This window comes from Rhodococcus sp. NPDC056506 (assembly GCF_042794945.1).
Classification (GTDB): domain Bacteria; phylum Actinomycetota; class Actinomycetes; order Mycobacteriales; family Mycobacteriaceae; genus Rhodococcus_F.
This window is the reverse complement of record NZ_JBHTSW010000028.1, coordinates 52927-70010: the sequence shown is the minus strand read 5'-3', so window position 1 is coordinate 70010 and position 17084 is coordinate 52927. Positions and strand designations below refer to the sequence as shown.

Here is a 17084-nt window from a genome sequence, read left to right as displayed (position 1 = left end):
TTTTTTTTATATGCCACGGGGGTTTTCACACACCAAAAAACTGGGCTGTCCCATATTAACCCCCCCCCGCTTAAAAAACCCCCCCACAGCAGGACTTCAGCGAAGCGAAATACCCAGCAACGCATCCACGGCATCGGCGAACTCGCCGGGTGCCTGTGCGTCGGATCCGCCACCTTCGATTGCGCGGCGTGCCCAACCGTCGAGCGCGTCGAGAGCCTTCGGGGTGTCGAGGTCGTCGGCCAGGTGCTGACGCAACCGTGCGACGGTGTCGGTGACGGACTGTGCGGAACCGAGGGCCGCTGCCTCCCGCCACACCTGAAGACGCGACTGAGCATCCTCGAGGACCTGTTCGGTCCACGCGCGATCCTGGCGGTAGTGGCCGGAGAGCAGTCCGAGTCGGATTGCTGCGGGGTCCACGCCCTCGCCGCGCAACTTGGAGACGAAGACCAGGTTTCCGCGACTCTTCGACATCTTCTCGCCGTCGAGGCCGATCATGCCGGTATGCACGTAGTGCCGCGCGAAACGGCGATCGCCCGTCGCCGATTCGGCATGCGCAGCCGAGAACTCGTGGTGCGGGAAGATCAGGTCGCTGCCACCGCCCTGGACGTCGAAGCCGGAGCCGATGCGGTTGAGCGCAATGGCGGCGCATTCGATGTGCCAACCGGGGCGTCCCGGCCCGAAGGGCGAGGGCCACGAGGGCTCGCCGGGACGCTCCGCACGCCAGACGAGTGCGTCGAGCGGATTGCGCTTGCCGACGCGATCGGGATCTCCGCCGCGTTCGGCAAAGAACTTCTCCATCGTCGCGCGGTCGTAGCCCGACTCGTAACCGAACTGCTCGGTCGCGTCGGCGCGGAAGTAGACGTCGGGGAACTCGGCGTCGTCGACGACGTAGGCGGCGCCGGACGCCACGAACTTCTCCACCAACTCGACTACTTCGTTCACCGACTCGACGGCGCCGATGTAGTCCTTCGGCGGTAGTACCCGCAACGCTTCCATGTCCTCACGGAAGAGTGCCGTCTCACGCATGCCGAGGACCATCCAGTCCTCGCCGTCGCGATTGGCCCGCTCGAACAGCGGGTCGTCCACGTCGGTCACGTTCTGGACGTAGTGGACGTCGTGTCCGGCGTCACGCCAGATGCGGTTCACGAGGTCGAACGTGAGGTACGTGGCCGCGTGACCGAGGTGGGTGGCGTCGTACGGGGTGATGCCGCAGACGTACATCGTCGCCTTCTTGCCCGGCGTGACGGGACGAACCTGACGGTCGGCTGTGTCGTACAGCCGCAACGGCGGCCCCTGACCGGGAACGGACGGGAGTGCGGTATCGGACCAAGACTGCATGCTGCCGAGCCTAGTGGAGGCTGCTCTGAGGCTGGGAAGGTGCTGGCTGATCCTGCTCCGGTTCGGGCGTCGACGCGAGCTTGCTCGGCCACCAGATCTTCTGACCGATGTCGTAGGTCAAGGCCGGTACCAGCAGAGATCGGACGATCAGCGCGTCGAGTAGGACGCCGAACGCCACGATGAACGCGATCTGCGCGAGGAACAACAGCGGGATCACCGCCAACGCCGAGAAGGTTGCTGCCAGAACAACTCCGGCAGAAGTGATCACCCCGCCGGTAACTGTGAGCCCCCGCAGAGCACCCGCGCGAGTGCCGATCTTCAGCGCTTCCTCCCGCACCCTCGTCATGAGGAAGATGTTGTAGTCGATTCCCAGCGCCACGAGGAACACGAATGCGAACAGCGGAACCACCGGATCCGCGCCGGGGAAGCCGAAGACGTGGTCGAACACCAGCGACGAAATGCCCAGTGTCGCAGCAAACGAGAGCACAACGGTGCCCATGAGGAGCAACGGCGCCAGAAGCGAACGCAGCAGGAGCGAAAGAATGACGAACACCACGATGATCACCACCGGAATGATGAGAGTTCGGTCACGAGTCGAGGTGGTCTTCGTGTCGAGATCGGTCGCTGTGACGCCACCCACCAGTGCGTCGGCGCCGTCCACGGCGTGAACTGCATCACGTAGACGGACGATCGTGTCTTCGGCCGCGAGTGAGTCGGCAGCGTCAGTCAGCGTCGCCTGCAGGGAGACTCGTCCGTCGACAACCAGAGGTGATCCCCCGTTCTGGACGACACTCACATCACTGACACCGTCGACGCGACTTGCTGCCGCGACTGCATCGACCTGGTCGGCATTGGCGATCACCACGGCCGGCGACCCTGAACCGGCGTCGAAGTGCTCACCGAGAATCTCCTGGCCTGCAACCGAATCGACGTCGAGCAAGAAGATGTCGGACGAAGAGACACCGCTGGCCTTGAACTGCGGCATCATCAGCGCGAAGATCACCAACACCAGCGTCGACGCCACCCAGAAGCGGCGCGGATGCCTACCGATTCGAGCAGCGAGCCCGGCCCAGAACCGGTGATCGTTCGCCTCGTCGTGGTGCTCGCGGTCGGCGTCGAACTTCGGCTTGGTCGGCCAGTAGGCAGTTCGCCCGAACAACACCAGCACTGCCGGTAGGAAAGTCATCGACGCGAGGAAGGACGCGGCAATTCCGATGGCAGCCACCGGACCGAGTCCGCGGTTGGAGTTCAGGTCGGAAAGCAACAGGCACAGAACGCCCGCGATGACCGTTCCGGCGGACGCTGCGACGGGTTCGAGCGTCGCGCGCCACGCGGTACGCATCGCCGCGTACTTGTCCTTCTTGATCCGCAACTCTTCGCGGTAGCGCGAGACCAGGAGCAGCGCGTAGTCGGTGGCGGCGCCGAACACGAGGATGAACAAAATGCCCTGGCTCTGACCGTTCAAGGCGATGACGTCTGCGTCCGCGAGCAGATATACGAGCAAGCTCGACAAACCGAGGGCGAAGATCGCCGAGAAGATCACGACGAACGGCAGGATCGGGCTCCGGTAGACGACGATCAGAATCAAGATCACCACGGACCCGGCGACCAACAACAGCAATCCGTCGATGCCCGCGAATGCTGCCGAAAGATCCGCAACCTGCCCCGCGGGTCCGGTCACCTTGACCGTGAGTCCATCAGGGCTCGATTCCAGCGCCGTGCGCAGCGCTTTCACACTGTCCTTGACCTCGAGCGTGCTGTCGACCGGCAAAAACATTTGCAGTGCCTGGCCGTCGGCTGACGGGATCGGCGGCGATGACGCGTCCCCGAACCCCTCGGTACCGACGAATGAATCGACGGTCTGGGACAGGAAAGTGGAGTCCGAGGGTTCGAGTCCACCCGATCGTTCTGCCACGATGATGGCCGGCACGAAGCGTGTGTCCGTGAAGCTCTCTTGAAGCTTCGCCACCTCGGTGGCTTCGGCCGAGGCGGGCAGGAACGAGGTGTTGTCGTTCTGCTGCACCGTGCTGAGCTTTCCGGCGAACGGCCCCCCGAACCCTCCGATTGCCAGCCAGCCGATCACGAGGAGAGCTGGCACAATCCATCGAAGGCGACGAACAGGACGATTTTGTACTGGTGTGCTCACTGGGTCTCCAGAGATCGGCAACAGATGAGGACTTGCCGACTATTTTGTTCAGCATGCTGAGTAATTGCAAACGGAAGGCAAAAACATGAGCAGCGACGGCCTGGACGACTGGCCCACCGGCCGACTGTTGTCCACCGCTGCACGCCTGGTAGAGCACTCGTGGGAGAAGGTTCTGCGGTCTCAGGACATGACTCACGCGGGCCTGATCGTGCTCCATTCGATCGCTGGTGGACCGGCGTCGCAACGCGACATCGCGAAGAACGCCCGGGTCACCGATCAGACGATGAGTCGCACGATCGACCGTCTCGAACGAGCGGGGCACGTCACCCGAGACACCGATCCGCGGGACGAGCGTCGGCGCGTGATCGCGATAACCGACGCCGGCCGCCAGACGTACGAGCGACTGCTGACGCTCGAGAAGGAAGATGCGGCATTGACCGTCGGGGTCGGGGATGTCGCCGCGCTGCGCGAACAACTACTGCGATTGGTTCGCTCACCCGGATTGAAGACCGCAACTCGCGAACAGCAGGAAACGTCTCGAGACTAGAAAGCCGGCCAGGGAATCGTTCGATGGCCGTTCGGTTCGGGCATCACAGCGGACTCTGCGAACTGCATCGCCCGCACCGCCAAAGCCACGATCTCTTCCTCGGTGATCAGTTCGGACAACTCGTCGCCCAGATCCCCGTCGAGAGTTGTCGCGAGTTCGGCGACGTCGGTAATCAAGGCGCCCGGTACGGGCTGCCCCGCCCACCCCCACAACACGGTCCGCAGCTTGTTCTCCGAGTGAAGACAGATTCCGTGATCAACCCCGTACACCGAGCCGTCGACGCCCTCGAGGGCGTGACCGCCCTTGCGGTCGGCATTGTTGATGAGGACGTCCAGAACGGCCATTCGTTGCAGCCGCGGATCGTCCGCATGGATGAGGGAGACGGGTTCGCCCTCCGAGTCGAAGGCCTGCAGAACCTCGAACCATCCGGGTGGGACATTGCCGGGACTGCACAGGTCGACCATCTCGAGGCCGCCCGATCCGTCCGCGCGGCGATCGACGGTGTCGATCCACCGCTGCACCATTCCTGGCCCGAAAGGACCGTCCCGCAACACTGTTCGCGGAATCACTCCCCAGCCCAGCGCCTCGGACACTCGGTACGACGCGACCTCACGCCCCGCCAGAGTGCCGTCCGGGAAATCCCACAGGGGGCGTTCCCCACGCACCGGCTTGTAGACCACACGGGTGGACTGCTCCCCCAGAGTCGACTCGCACACCAGCGTGGCGTTGCTCGCCGTGGTGATCTGACCGATCAGAGTCAGATCACCCTCGAGCAGAACGTCCGGCACCCCAGGTTCGGCCACGACGTCAGACCTCGTCGTCGTCTGCGTCGTCGATCGCAAAACCGAAGGACTCGCCGCGTCGGTAGCCGTTGGTGCGGATGCAGACGTGCCCCTCGGGCGCCAACGGTTCACCACACAGTGGGCACGGCGCGCGTCCCGCCGCGATGACGCGTTCGGACCGCAGCGAAAATTCGCGCGCTTGCTCAGGTGTCAGAAACACACGGACCGCGTCCGGACCGTCGTCGGCGTCGTCGAGGACAACCGATTCGTCGAACTCCGTCTCGCTGACGGCAAGCAACTCCACGACGACCGCGCCGGCATCGGCGTCCCAGCCGAGTCCCATCGTGCCCACCCGGAACTCCGCGTCGAGCGGAGTGACCAACGGGCTGAGATCGGAGACGTCGTCGGCTTGCGGCGGAACCTCGGTTCCGAACCGGCGATGTACCTCTTCGAGGAGTAGGCCCATGCGGTCGGCGAGGACCTGAACCTGCTGCTTCTCGAGCAGCACACTCACCACCCGTGCTTCGTGCACGGCCTGGAGATAGAAAGACCTGTCACCGGGTTCGCCCACCGTCCCTGCGACAAATCGGTCAGGAGTGCGAAATACGTGAATCGCGCGCGACATTGCACCTCCTCGAGTTCGAGCAGAACATCACTGAGTACCCATTATCCGTCACAGCTCACGCACCGACCTCTCCGCCGGGGACGGACTCCTGTGCAGGAGCCGAGCCGTTGGTCGCGGCCTTCGCTGCACCGATCGCTGCGAGCACGTCTCCGGTGTCGTTGACCCTCAGTACGAACGGCAGAGTGGCCGTGTACCGAATCACGCTGACCGAAGCGGGCTCGGCGACGATGCGCTGGAACGAATCGAGGTGCATCGCAAACGCGTCTGCGAGAACCGATTTGATGACGTCGCCGTGCGTGCACGCGATCCAGACGACGTCTTTGCCGTGTTCTTCGGCCAGCCGTGCGTCGTGCTCGCGGATCGCGGCAACGGCTCGCGCCTGGACCTGGGCCAGTCCTTCACCGCCTGGGAACACGGCACCGGAAGCGTGGCGCTGCACCACTTTCCAGAGCGGTTCCTCCAGCAGTTCCTTGAGAGGGCGGCCCGTCCAGTCTCCGTAGTCGACCTCGATGAGGCGATCCTCCACCAGCGGCGTCAGACCACGGTCGACGGCAATGGGGCCGACCGTCTGCTCGCACCGCAACAGCGGCGAGCGGACGATCTCCGCGATGTCCAGACCGACCAGCCGATCGACGACGCCTTCGGCCTGTTTCCGGCCGTGATCGTCGAGTTCCACACCCGGCGTTCGACCGGCCAGGGTATGGGCAGTGTTGGACGTCGACCGCCCGTGCCGCAGTAGGACAACTGTCATTCCACAACCCTAACGGGGCGGTGGCCGCACGGACGGGTGGTCGACGTCGAAACGGGCCCTATGTCGCGGACACGACCCCTGTGGCCAGCAACGCAAGGACGACTACGCCGAGAGCGATTCTGTATCCGACGAACCAGTACATGGAGTGATCGACAACAAATCGAAGCAGCCAGGCGATCGCTGCGTAACCGACCGCGAAGGCGATGACGGTTGCCACCAGCAACTGCGGACCGCTCGCGTTCAGACCCTCACCGGCCGGCTCGAAGGCATCCGGGAGGCTGAACAAACCGGAGGCGAGAACTGCCGGAATCGCCAAGAGGAACGAGTAACGGGCTGCGGCCTCACGGGTGAGCCCGAGGAAGAGACCGGCGCTGATCGTGCCACCTGAGCGCGAGACGCCTGGGATGAGCGCGAGTGCCTGCGCCGAACCCATGATGATGCCGTCGCGCGCTGTGAGGGTTTCGATGGGCCGAGTCTTGCGCCCGTAGTACTCGGCAGCGGCGATGACAAGCGCGAACACGATCAACATTGTGGCGATTAACCACAGATTGCGTGCGCCGGTACGGATCTGGTCCTTGAAGAAGAACCCGAGAATGCAGACTGGAATGGTGCCGATGATGACGTACCAACCCATGCGGTAGTCGAGATCGCCCCGATGCTCGGCGTTGAACACACCCCGGAACCAGGCAGTGATGATCCTCACGATGTCGCGCGCAAAATAGATCAGCACTGCCAGCTCGGTGCCGAGCTGCGTCACCGCGGTGAAGGACGCACCGGCGTCACTGCCGAAGAATATCTCCGACACGATTCGCAAATGTCCGGAAGACGAGATCGGCAGGAACTCGGTCAATCCCTGCACGAGGCCCAGGATCACGGCCTGAAGCCAGGTCATCGCTTCGCCCATCACTCACCGATCCCGGCTGATTCGAATGGGGTTACTGCACACAGGTTTCGTGTGTCGGGTTCACGTTTCACCGGCGCCACGCTACCGGTGCTCACTGCAGCGCGCCGCGCCCGGCACGTCCGTGTCCGAATACCCCGACTCGAGGCGAGCGCCCACTAGTCTGCACGTGGTGAGATCTCTCGGGTGCCGCACTTGCGCACACGAGTCGGGCGCGAGATGCAGGCGGTTATGAAGCACAGATCTGTCGGAACGAGCGGACTTCGGGTCTCGCGACTTGGGCTCGGCACACTGACATGGGGACGCGACACGGACGGCGACGAGGCTGCGGCGCAGCTGCTCGCCTTCGCCGAGGCCGGCGGAACCTTGGTCGACACCTCGCCCGCGTACGGCGCCGGTGCGGCGCAACGGATCCTCGCCGAGTTGCTCGACGACGTCGTTCCGCGTGACGAACTCATCATCAGCTCGAGCGCCGGCATCGATCCCACTCCGATCGGCACCGACCGCGTCGACTGCTCGCGGCGCGGATTGCTCCGCCAACTCGACGCGACTCTTCGTGAACTCGGAACCGACTTCCTCGACATGTGGCAGGTCGCAACCTGGGATCCGCTCACGCCCGTCGACGAGGTTGCAGCAACCCTCGACTACGCGGTCTCGAGCGGCAAGGTGCGGTACGTCGGGGTGCGCGGTTACCTCGGCTGGCAGCTGGCGACGGCCGTCGGAGCCGGTGGCGCAACAACACTCGCCGCGACGCAGGCAGAGTACTCACTGCTCGCACGCGGCGTCGAGGAGGAATTGTTCGCAGCGGCCGCCCATCACGGCGTCGGAGTGTTCGCCGCAGTGCCTCTCGCGGGCGGCGTTCTGACTGGCAAATACCGCGACGGCATTCCCGTCGATTCCCGCGGCGCCGACGAAGCACATTCACAGGATGTTCAGAGCTACCTGACCGATTCCTCGATCCGGGTGGTCGACGCCGTCGTTACCGCCGCCGACGGTCTGGGTACTTCACCACTGGCGGTGGCACTGGCCTGGGCGCGCGATCGCGCCGGGGTGGCCAGCGCCGTCGTCGGCACGCGTGATCTCGCCCAGTTGACAGGAGTACTGGCAACCGAAGAATTGGAACTTCCGAAAGCGATTGCCGCGGCTCTCGACGACGTGAGCGCTTAGTTCGTCCCGCTGATCGAAATACCGAAGGTATCGTCTTGGCGAGGGCAGGCTAACCTAGTAGGCAACGCTTTACTACAGCCTCAGGAGAATCCATGACCACGCTCGACGCAGACAGCCTTTCCGCAGACGCAGGCCCCGCCTTCTCCGAACGAATCAAGACCGAGACGGACGCTGCGCACCGCGAGACCGAGCAGTCGCGTTTCGTGGGTGCTCTGCTCGGCGGTGAGCTGACCACCGCAGGCTATGCCGCTCTCCTGGGGCAGACCTACCTCGTCTACACCAGCCTCGAAGAAGCCGGCCGCACCCACGCCGACAACGAGTTGGTCACTCCGTTCCTGTCCGAGGATCTGCTGCGGGTGGCTTCACTCGAGTCCGATCTCGAATTCCTCGGCGGACCGAACTGGCGCGACGAACTCGTGGCACTGCCGGCAACCGAGCGCTACATCGCCCGCCTGAAGGAGGTGGCGTTCGACTGGCCCGCCGGGTTCGTCGCACACCACTACCTGCGCTACATGGGCGATCTGTCCGGCGGACAGATCATCCGCCGCATGCTCGAGCGCGCCTACGGATTCGAGACCGACGGACTTCGCTTCTACATCTTCGAAGGCATCCCCAAGCCGAAGCCCTTCAAGGACGACTACCGCTCGAATCTGGATGCACTGCAGATTCCTGCGGAGGAACAGCAGCGTTTCATCGACGAGGTGAATCTGGCGTACCGCCTCAACGGCGACCTGTTCGCCGACCTCGAAGGCGACATCGAGAGCTACCTCGTCAAATGATGAAGCGCTTGGCCGCGGCGGCGCTGGTCGCAGCAGCCGGTTTCGGTTTGGTGGCTTGCGGGTCCAGCGACAATTCCACGACATCTCAGGGTGCCCGGACCGCGGTACTCGAAGATTCCAGCCCGGTTCCCGTCTCCGACAACCCGACCGCGACACTGCCCGTGACGGTGAAGAGCTTCGACGGCGTCGACGTGACCATCACCGACAACAGCCGGATCGTTGCGGCCGACCGCTACGGGACGCTCGCGACGACGACGGTGGCGCTCGGCCTCGGTGACAATCTTGTCGGCCGCGACACTGCAGCCAAGTTCCCCGCAGTCGCAGACGTTCCGGTTGTCACGGTCGGCGGCCAATCGCTCAACACCGAGGCGATCCTCGACCTCGATCCCACCGTGGTTCTCACCGACACGAGTATCGGGCCCAAGAGCGTCCAGGATCAGTTGCGCGCCGCCGGGGTTCCAGTCGTCTTCTTCGATCCCACCCGAACACTCGAGGGTGTGCCGGGGCAACTCCAGGCCGTCGCCGACGCGCTCGGCGTCCCCGCCCAGGGCGCGGCGCTGGTCGATCGGACCGAATCGGAAATCGCTGGAGCTCGTGATCTGGTCCCCGCCGAGGGCGATCCGCTGAAGATCGCGTTCCTCTACATGCGCGGATCGGCCATCACCATGATCGGCGGTGAAGGGTCCGGAGCCGATTCCTTGATCGAGGCACTCGGCGCCACCGATGCAGGAACCGCCTCGGGCATCACACAACAGTTCGTGCCCATCACCAGCGAGGCGCTCATCGCCGCCGCGCCGGACGCCCTGCTCATGATGACGGACGGGTTGGCGTCGATCGGCGGTATCGACGGCCTCGAAAAGGTCCCTGGCATTGCTCAGACACCGGCCGGAAAGAACAAACGAGTAGTCGACATGGAGGACGGAGTGTTGCTCAGCTTCGGGCCGAACACCGGACGTGTCATGGCGGCACTTGCCGAAGCGATCTACGAGCCCGGTGGATCGTGAGCAGAGATTTGTGAGTGCTGATTCGTGAGTACAGAAACAGATAGTTCCGACGCAGGTAAGACTGGGTCCGCAGCCGAGGATTCACACGAGGTCAAGGGCGCCGACAAGTCGGCATCTCGCCCCGCGTCGCGGTCGCGGGTGAGTGCGGTTCTGATCAGCTTGACTCTCGCGCTGGTGATCGTCGCAGTGCTGTCGGCGTGCATCGGTCAGGTTCCGACGTCACCACTCGAGGTTTTGGGCAGCATCCTGCACCGCATCGGGCTCGATCTCGGTCCGATGCCCGCCCATCCCAGCGGTGAAGTGACCTTGTGGGAGGTTCGTTTCCCCCGCGTCGTGCTCGCCATCTGTGTCGGCGCGGCGCTGGGATGTTCCGGGGCGCTCCTGCAGGGTGTGTTCTCCAATCCACTCGCGGAGCCAGGAGTGATCGGAGTGTCCGCGGGCGCTGCGGTCGGCGCGAGCGCTGTCATCGTCGTCGGCGGCACGTTCGTGGCCGGCTGGGCTGTAGCTGCCGCGGCGTTCGTCGCCGGACTGGTGACCACAGCTGCGGTGTATCTGCTCGCTCGGCACGAGGGCAGAACCGAAGTGGTGACGCTGGTGCTGACCGGCGTTGCGATCAACGCGTTCGCCGGCGGTCTCATCGCCTTCTTCACCTTTGTCGCCAGCCCGTCTGCTCGCGATCAGATCGTGTTCTGGCAACTCGGCTCACTCAACGGCGCTTCCTGGAACGCAGTCCTGATCGTGGCCCCGATGACCGTCGTCGGGATCGCCGCGACGATGGCGATCGCCCCGCGCCTGGACCTGCTGGCGCTCGGTGAACACGCGGCCCGTCACCTGGGCGTCAACGTCGAACGGCTGCGCCAGTTCGCGGTTCTGATCGTCGCTCTCCTGGTCTCGGCGAGTGTTGCCTTCACCGGCATCATCCTCTTCGTCGGTCTGGTCGTTCCGCACCTGATGCGCATTCTCGTCGGCCCTGGCCACCGCGCGCTGATTCCCGCGAGCGCCCTCGCCGGCGCACTGGTTCTGCTGGTCGCAGACCTCGGCTCGCGGTCGCTGATCGACAACGCGGACCTGCCACTCGGAATGCTGACCGCTTTGGTGGGTGGACCGTTCTTCTTCTGGCTTCTCCGACGCACTCGTGCACAACAGGGCGGGTGGGCATGAGCAGCCTCGTCCGAAACTGGCGCGAACTCTTCGGCCGCGTCACCCCCGAACCGGAGAGCCCTGGCGTCGGTGACGTCACGCTCGAGGCGCGCGACATCACCGTCGAGCGCGGTGGTCGGCACATTCTCGAAGGCGTGTCGCTCGAAGTCCGGGCCGGAGAAGTCGTCGTCCTCGTCGGACCGAACGGCGCCGGTAAGTCGACACTTCTTGCGGCGCTGGCCGGTGATCAGCCCGTCATCGCGGGGCGGGTGGACGTCGACGGCACCGACCTCACACAGTGGTCGCCGATCGATATGGCGCGCCGACGCGCGGTGCTCCCCCAGAAACACACCATCGGATTTTCGTTCAGTGCTCGCCAGGTCGTTCGCATGGGCCGCGCACCCTGGGCCGGAACTCGCCGAGAAGACCGCGACGGCGCTGCCATCACAGCGGCGATGAAGACCTGCGATGTCGAAGGGTTCGCCAATCGGCCGTTTGCCGTGCTGTCCGGTGGCGAGCAGGCGCGAGTCGCACTTGCGCGGGTACTGGCGCAGGAGACGTCGACCATCCTGCTCGACGAACCAACGGCAGCACTCGATCTCGGACACCAGGAAGCGGTGATGTCCGTAGCTCGCGCCCGCGCTGCGGACGGCGATGCCGTCGTCGTCGTGTTGCACGATCTCGCGTTGGCAGCGGCGTACGCGGATCGGATCGTCGTGCTCGAAAATGGACGGATCGCCGCTGACGGTCCCCCGGAATCGGTGTTGCACGAAGAACTTCTGACCCGCGTCTACGGTTATCCGGTCGAGGTGTTCCCACATCCGAAGACCGGAGCAACCCTGGTGATCCCGCGCCGAGAATTCACCGAACAGAATCGATGATCGATCCCAGCCTGTTGAGGACGGCTCTCACCGTCGGCAGGCTGCGACCGTCGCCCTCACGAACTCCGTCACCGGGAATGGGCTGTGACCAATCAGTCTCCGTCGACAGAACTGCGTCGCGGACCACACCGGCGATGCTTCGCTCGTCCGTCAGATCGATATCGGTCACCGATCGGTCGGCCGTAGCGATGACATCCGACGGGGTCGGCACACTGTGCTCGCAGTATTCGCCGTAAACCTCGACGAACAACACGCTCTTGCGTACGCGAAACGCGAAAGTTCGACCGTCGGACCTGCCGAAACCGTGTGCGTGAGCGCCGACGGTGAGGTCCTCGATCTCGAAGCCCGGCCGCACCGGTTCGGGCGACTGCGCGCCGGAATCGGTGGGTTCTGTGGGAATCACAATGATCTCCTCGGTGATTGCAGCGTTAACCGCAATCGCTGTTCGTACGGTATCGCGTCAAGGGTGTGAGCGGAATGGTCGGTAGATCCTCGACGCGATGAACGGCGCCCGACTGCGATCAGGGATGATCGATGACAGTCGCACTGCGTGAAGAACAGATGACAAGAAAAAGAGGAACTACACATGGCTCGCCTAGGGATCCGCACCACTGCAGCAGCAATGGGAGCGGCGGTTCTGCTGGTCACAGGATGTTCTTCCGGAGATGGCGGTGACGACCTCATCACGATCGATCCCGCAACGGCCGCGGTCTCGCCGGCCACCACCAGCACCCCGGACGGCGTGGTTCACCCGTATTCAGGTCTGATCGATTCCATCACATTCGACCCGATCACGCGCAGCGCTGTCCTGGTCGCCGACAACCCACGCTCGGTGCTGGTCGTTCCTGCGGACGGCCTGTCCGGCGCCGACCCGGCCTCGACAGGTCGTCCGATCACCCTGAATTCGGACGTACGCGACGTCTCGATCGCCGCTGACGGCAACGCACTGCTGTCAATGGATCGCCAGGTAGTGAAGCTGAAACTGACTTCGGGCGAACAGACTTCCATCCCGGTCGACGGCCAGGCGAACTCCGCGGTCGAACTCACCGACGGCCGCATCGCGATCGGTACGGACAATGGTTCAGTTCACATCGTCGACCCTAAGACCGATCAGTCACAGAAGGTTTCGGGATTCGCATCCGTGGACGAACTCGCGGTGACCGGCGACAACCTGAGCGCCCTCGATCACCGTCAGACCTCGCTGACGGCGATCAACCTCGAAGACGGCAAACTCGGCGTTGCACTCCGTGCCGGTGAGGGTGCGACCCACCTGGCCACCGATCGCTTCGGACGCATCCTTGTCACCGACACCACCGGCAACGAACTGCTCGTCTTCACTGCCGATCCGCTCCTGATGCACCAGCGCTACCCCGTCGGCGAGTCGCCGTACGCCGTTGCCTACGACGAGACCGCGGATCGAGTGTGGGTCACGCTGACCGCAACCAACGAGGTAGTCGGCTTCGACCTGTCGTCCGGCATCCCCGTGGAGACCGGACGGTTCAAGACGGTGCGACAGCCGAATTCGTTGGCCGTAGACTCTTCCAACGGCAATCTGATCGTCGGATCGGCAACCGGTGACGGGCTGCAGGTCATCCCGTCACGGGAGAACTGATGGAAAAGCGTGCGCGCGGGATCCCCGCGCAGTGGGAAACGTCGGACGACAAGTTCGACTACGTGCCACTCCGGCTACCGCCGAACGTTTCGCGGGTCACGGCGTCGATGCGCCTGGCGATCTCCGCCGAGTTCGGCGGGTGGGAGCTCTCCCGTGTTCGTCTCTATCCCGACGGCAGCCGACGTGTGCTTCTCAAGCGCAAGAAGACGCCGCTGCACGTGACCGATCCGGACGGCATTCAGCACTGATCGTCCAACAGACGACCAGGGCCCGCCGCTGTCGAAGCCGCTGACAACATCACACCACCGAAGAGCTGGAGAATCGTGTACCAACTGCTGCTGAGCCTGATGTTCCGGGTACCACCGGAACGCATCCACCACATTGCCTTCACCGCGATGAAACTGGTGACACGGTTCGCTCCCCTTCGCTGGCTGGTCGCAAAAGTTCTTGTCGTCGACGACCCGGTATTGCGCAGTCAGGCTTTCGGTCTGACGTTCCCCGCACCTCTCGGTCTGGCGGCCGGATTCGACAAGGACGCCACCGGAGTCGACGCCTGGGGCCCGTTGGGATTCGGTTTCGCCGAGGTCGGAACGGTGACGGCCCAGGCTCAGCCCGGTAACCCCGCGCCGCGTCTGTTCCGTCTTCCGGCCGATCACGCTCTGATCAACCGGATGGGCTTCAACAACCACGGCGCTGGTCACGCGGCGAATTTCCTGCGGCAGCGCCGCGTCACGGTGCCGATCGGCGCCAACATCGGCAAGACCAAGATCGTCGAAGCCGCCGACGCCGCTGCCGACTACACCGCCAGCGCGCAGCTTCTCGGACCGCTGGCCGACTTCATGGTCGTGAATGTCAGCTCGCCGAACACACCCGGACTCCGTGATCTACAGGCCGTCGAATCACTGCGCCCGATCCTGCAGGCCGTGCTCGATACCGTCAGCGTGCCGGTACTGGTGAAGATCGCTCCCGATCTCTCCGACGACGACGTCGACGCCGTCGCCGATCTGGCCGTCGAACTCGGACTTGCCGGAATCGTCGCGACCAACACCACGATCCGACGCGACGGTTTGAAGACCCCGGACGCCGCGGTAGCTGCACTCGGCGCGGGCGGGCTGTCCGGCGCACCGGTTGCCGAGCGCTCGCTCGAGGTACTTCGGCGCCTGTACGCCCGAGTGGGCGACAAGATGACCATCATCTCGGTCGGCGGTATCGAGACAGCCGACCAGGCGTGGGAACGCATCCTCGCCGGCGCGACGCTGGTGCAGGGATACACCGGCTTCATCTACGGCGGACCGTTCTGGGCTCGCAGCATCCACAAAGGCATCGCCAAGCGCGTGCGCGCGGCGGGCTTCTCGTCGATCGCCCAGGCTGTGGGAGCCGAGAACCCTCGCTAGAAACTGCTGTGCGCCTTTATTAACCGCCCGCGGTTAATAAAGGCGCACAGCAAAGTGACTATTCGACCTCGAACGTCCCGGTCAGGGTTGCACGCGCAATCGCGTGATGGAACACGTTGAAACCGAGGAACGCCGGCGACGAGTCAGGGGTGACTCCGTCGAGCGTCTCCACGTCGAGGGCATGCACCGCGACGATGTAGCGATGCGGACCATGTCCGGGAGGCGGGCCTGCACCGATGAAACCGAACCCGCCGCCGTCGTGGCGGAGCGTGACGGTTCCGGCGGGCAGGACACCGCTGTCGGCCGCGCCGGCACCGGCCGGAAGTTCGGTGACGGAAGCCGGAATGTTCGCCACGGCCCAATGCCAGAATCCCGACGCCGTCGGTGCGTCCGGGTCGAACACCGTCACGACGAAACTCTTCGTCTCGGCCGGAAAGCCGGACCACGAGAGCTGCGGTGAGATGTCTTCGCCACCGGGAACACCGAAGGCACCACTGGCCTGAGCAAGCTTCAGCGGCTGGCCGGCAGTGATGTCGTCACTGGTCAGCTCGAAACTCGGCAACTTCGGCAATGGTTCGTACGGATCGTGCGCCATGCGAATCCTTTCTGTGACAAGAGAGCTCGATGTGAGTCGAACTCACGGATCTATCCACGTGCTCGTCAGGAATTGAGCAGGAAATGTTCCAGAACACGTGTCCCGAACAGTAGTGCGTCCACCGGAACTCGCTCGTCGACGCCGTGGAACAGCGCGCTGAAATCCAGCTCGGGCGGCAACTGCAACGGTGCGAAACCGAAGCAGCGAATGCCGAGTTTCGCGAATGCCTTCGCGTCGGTTCCACCGGAGAGCATGTACGGAACTGTGCGAGCCTCCGGATCGTGGGCGAGAATCGCCTCGTTCATGGCGTCGACAAGGTGGCCGTCGAACGTCGTCTCGTACGAGTCCAGCTTGGTGATCCACTCGCGGGTCACGTCGGGACCGATCAGTTGGTCCACCGTTCGCTCGAATTCGGCCTGGCGCCCCGGCAGCACGCGGCAGTCGAAGACCGCCTCGGCCGTCTGCGGAATGACGTTCGCCTTGTATCCGGCCTTGAGCATCGTCGGGTTCGCGGTGTCACGGAACGTCGCGCCGATGATGTTGGCGATCGTGCCCAGCTTCGCGAGGGTCCCGTCGATGTCGGGTGATCCCGGATCGAAATCCAATCCGGTCTCTTCCCCGACGGCGGTCAGGAACTCCGCGACCGAATCGGAGATCACGATCGGGAACTGGTGGGCAGCTAGCCTCGCGACCGCGCCGGCGAGTGTGGCGACCGCGTTGTCGTCGTGGAGGAAGGAGCCGTGTCCGGCGCGTCCCTTGGCGGTCAGACGCATCCACCCGAGACCTTTTTCCGCAGTCTCCACCAGGTAGAGGCGGCGGTCGGTTCCGTCAGGTCGCGGAACCGTCAGCGAGAAGCCGCCGACCTCACCCACGGCCTCGGTCACTCCCTCGAACAGATCCGGGCGATGCTCGACCAGCCACTGGCATCCGTACTTTCCGCCCGCTTCCTCGTCCGCCACGAAGGCGAACACCAGATCACGCGGCGGTACGACGCCTTCCGCCTTGAACTGTCTGGCGAGGGCCAGGATCATCCCGACCATGTCCTTCATGTCCACGGCGCCGCGCCCCCAGACGTAACCGTCCTGGACGGTGCCGGCAAAGGGGTGCACGCTCCAGTCGGCGGGCTCGGCCGGGACGACGTCGAGGTGACCGTGAAGCATCAGCGCGCCGCGACCCGACTCGGCTCCCTTCAAGCGAGCAAAGACATTCCCGCGGCCAGGTGCACCGGACTCGACGTATTCCGTCTCGTAACCGACTTCTTGAAGCTGCGCGGCAACCCACTCCGCGCACGCACGCTCGCCTTTGGTGGTTTCGAGCTCTCCCGTGTTCGAGGTGTCGAAGCGGATGAGGGAACTGACCAGTTCGACTACTTCGGCTTCGGCTCTGCTCGGATTCGGATTATTCGGGGTTGTGGTCATTCCA

Annotated in this window: 18 protein-coding genes; 9 read left to right on the top strand and 9 right to left on the bottom strand. The window is 64.3% G+C overall.

Annotated features, from left to right (window positions below):
* Positions 1-96: 96 nt before the first annotated feature.
* Together mshC and ACFQ6H_RS20780 are read right to left on the bottom strand one after the other, a co-directional pair.
* Positions 97-1338 carry a cysteine--1-D-myo-inosityl 2-amino-2-deoxy-alpha-D-glucopyranoside ligase gene (mshC, locus tag ACFQ6H_RS20785; protein WP_378532915.1) on the bottom strand — a complete coding sequence of 414 codons (1242 nt, stop codon included), beginning with the start codon at positions 1336-1338 and terminating at the stop codon, positions 97-99.
* Between the two features lie 10 nt (positions 1339-1348).
* The gene (locus ACFQ6H_RS20780; RefSeq protein ID WP_378544035.1) at positions 1349-3436 is read right to left on the bottom strand and encodes an MMPL family transporter; all 2088 of its coding nucleotides are present in this window, start codon (positions 3434-3436) and stop codon (positions 1349-1351) included.
* Between the two features lie 133 nt (positions 3437-3569).
* Here ACFQ6H_RS20780 and ACFQ6H_RS20775 point away from each other — a divergent pair, with 133 nt between their 5' ends.
* Positions 3570-4031: a MarR family winged helix-turn-helix transcriptional regulator gene (locus tag ACFQ6H_RS20775; protein WP_378544032.1), complete on the top strand. Its 462-nt coding sequence runs from the start codon at positions 3570-3572 to the stop codon at positions 4029-4031.
* On the opposite strand, the gene ACFQ6H_RS20770 is transcribed toward ACFQ6H_RS20775, so the two are convergent.
* From ACFQ6H_RS20770 to ACFQ6H_RS20755, 4 genes are read right to left on the bottom strand one after another with little or no spacing between them, the layout of a single operon-like run.
* Positions 4028-4834 (bottom strand): SCO1664 family protein, encoded by an 807-nt coding sequence (locus ACFQ6H_RS20770; protein WP_378544029.1) that lies wholly within the window; start codon positions 4832-4834, stop codon positions 4028-4030. The genes ACFQ6H_RS20775 and ACFQ6H_RS20770 overlap by 4 nt on opposite strands.
* 4 nt (positions 4835-4838) lie before the next feature.
* Positions 4839-5438 carry a DUF3090 domain-containing protein gene (locus tag ACFQ6H_RS20765; RefSeq protein ID WP_030537532.1) on the bottom strand — a complete coding sequence of 200 codons (600 nt, stop codon included), beginning with the start codon at positions 5436-5438 and terminating at the stop codon, positions 4839-4841.
* A gap of 55 nt (positions 5439-5493) precedes the next feature.
* Complete coding sequence (locus ACFQ6H_RS20760) at positions 5494-6189, bottom strand: histidine phosphatase family protein (protein WP_378446070.1); 696 nt, start codon at positions 6187-6189, stop codon at positions 5494-5496.
* A 58-nt stretch (positions 6190-6247) separates the two neighbouring features.
* Positions 6248-7093: an undecaprenyl-diphosphate phosphatase gene (locus ACFQ6H_RS20755; protein WP_378648289.1), complete on the bottom strand. Its 846-nt coding sequence runs from the start codon at positions 7091-7093 to the stop codon at positions 6248-6250.
* Between the two features lie 228 nt (positions 7094-7321).
* On the opposite strand from ACFQ6H_RS20755, the gene ACFQ6H_RS20750 reads away from it, so the two are divergent.
* The 5 genes from ACFQ6H_RS20750 (at position 7322) to ACFQ6H_RS20730 (ending at position 12061) form a co-directional block, all read left to right on the top strand.
* Positions 7322-8257, top strand: coding sequence for an aldo/keto reductase (locus ACFQ6H_RS20750; RefSeq protein WP_003946175.1), 936 nt, complete (start codon positions 7322-7324; stop codon positions 8255-8257).
* A 92-nt stretch (positions 8258-8349) separates the two neighbouring features.
* The gene (locus tag ACFQ6H_RS20745; protein WP_378532906.1) at positions 8350-9036 is read left to right on the top strand and encodes a heme oxygenase (biliverdin-producing); all 687 of its coding nucleotides are present in this window, start codon (positions 8350-8352) and stop codon (positions 9034-9036) included.
* Positions 9033-10040, top strand: coding sequence for a hemin ABC transporter substrate-binding protein (locus ACFQ6H_RS20740; protein ID WP_378648284.1), 1008 nt, complete (start codon positions 9033-9035; stop codon positions 10038-10040). Before ACFQ6H_RS20745 ends, ACFQ6H_RS20740 begins: the two co-directional genes overlap by 4 nt.
* A gap of 138 nt (positions 10041-10178) precedes the next feature.
* Positions 10179-11201 (top strand): FecCD family ABC transporter permease, encoded by a 1023-nt coding sequence (locus tag ACFQ6H_RS20735; protein WP_378648287.1) that lies wholly within the window; start codon positions 10179-10181, stop codon positions 11199-11201.
* Positions 11198-12061 (top strand): heme ABC transporter ATP-binding protein, encoded by an 864-nt coding sequence (locus tag ACFQ6H_RS20730; protein WP_378532902.1) that lies wholly within the window; start codon positions 11198-11200, stop codon positions 12059-12061. The genes ACFQ6H_RS20735 and ACFQ6H_RS20730 overlap by 4 nt, the downstream gene beginning before the upstream one ends.
* Here the strand turns inward: ACFQ6H_RS20730 and ACFQ6H_RS20725 are convergent.
* Entirely contained in the window at positions 12042-12464 is a 423-nt protein-coding gene (locus ACFQ6H_RS20725) for a hypothetical protein (RefSeq protein WP_378648282.1), read from the bottom strand. The genes ACFQ6H_RS20730 and ACFQ6H_RS20725 overlap by 20 nt on opposite strands.
* 183 nt (positions 12465-12647) lie before the next feature.
* On the opposite strand from ACFQ6H_RS20725, the gene ACFQ6H_RS20720 reads away from it, so the two are divergent.
* The 3 genes from ACFQ6H_RS20720 to ACFQ6H_RS20710 all read left to right on the top strand — a co-directional run bounded on the left by ACFQ6H_RS20720 (position 12648) and on the right by ACFQ6H_RS20710 (position 15067).
* On the top strand, positions 12648-13673 hold the full coding sequence (locus ACFQ6H_RS20720) for a YncE family protein (RefSeq protein WP_378629986.1): 1026 nt from the start codon (positions 12648-12650) through the stop codon (positions 13671-13673).
* The gene (locus ACFQ6H_RS20715) at positions 13673-13921 is read left to right on the top strand and encodes a DUF5703 family protein (RefSeq protein ID WP_007733391.1); all 249 of its coding nucleotides are present in this window, start codon (positions 13673-13675) and stop codon (positions 13919-13921) included. Before ACFQ6H_RS20720 ends, ACFQ6H_RS20715 begins: the two co-directional genes overlap by 1 nt.
* A gap of 75 nt (positions 13922-13996) precedes the next feature.
* Positions 13997-15067, top strand: a complete 1071-nt coding sequence (locus ACFQ6H_RS20710) for a quinone-dependent dihydroorotate dehydrogenase (protein ID WP_378648280.1) — start codon at positions 13997-13999, stop codon at positions 15065-15067.
* 58 nt (positions 15068-15125) lie between these two features.
* Here the strand turns inward: ACFQ6H_RS20710 and ACFQ6H_RS20705 are convergent, their stop codons facing one another.
* Together ACFQ6H_RS20705 and ACFQ6H_RS20700 are read right to left on the bottom strand one after the other, a co-directional pair.
* Entirely contained in the window at positions 15126-15662 is a 537-nt protein-coding gene (locus ACFQ6H_RS20705; RefSeq protein ID WP_378648278.1) for a YbhB/YbcL family Raf kinase inhibitor-like protein, read from the bottom strand.
* A gap of 65 nt (positions 15663-15727) precedes the next feature.
* A complete protein-coding gene (locus tag ACFQ6H_RS20700; protein WP_378648276.1) occupies positions 15728-17080 on the bottom strand; it encodes a M20/M25/M40 family metallo-hydrolase in 1353 nt (450 codons plus the stop codon).
* Positions 17081-17084: the final 4 nt, after the last annotated feature.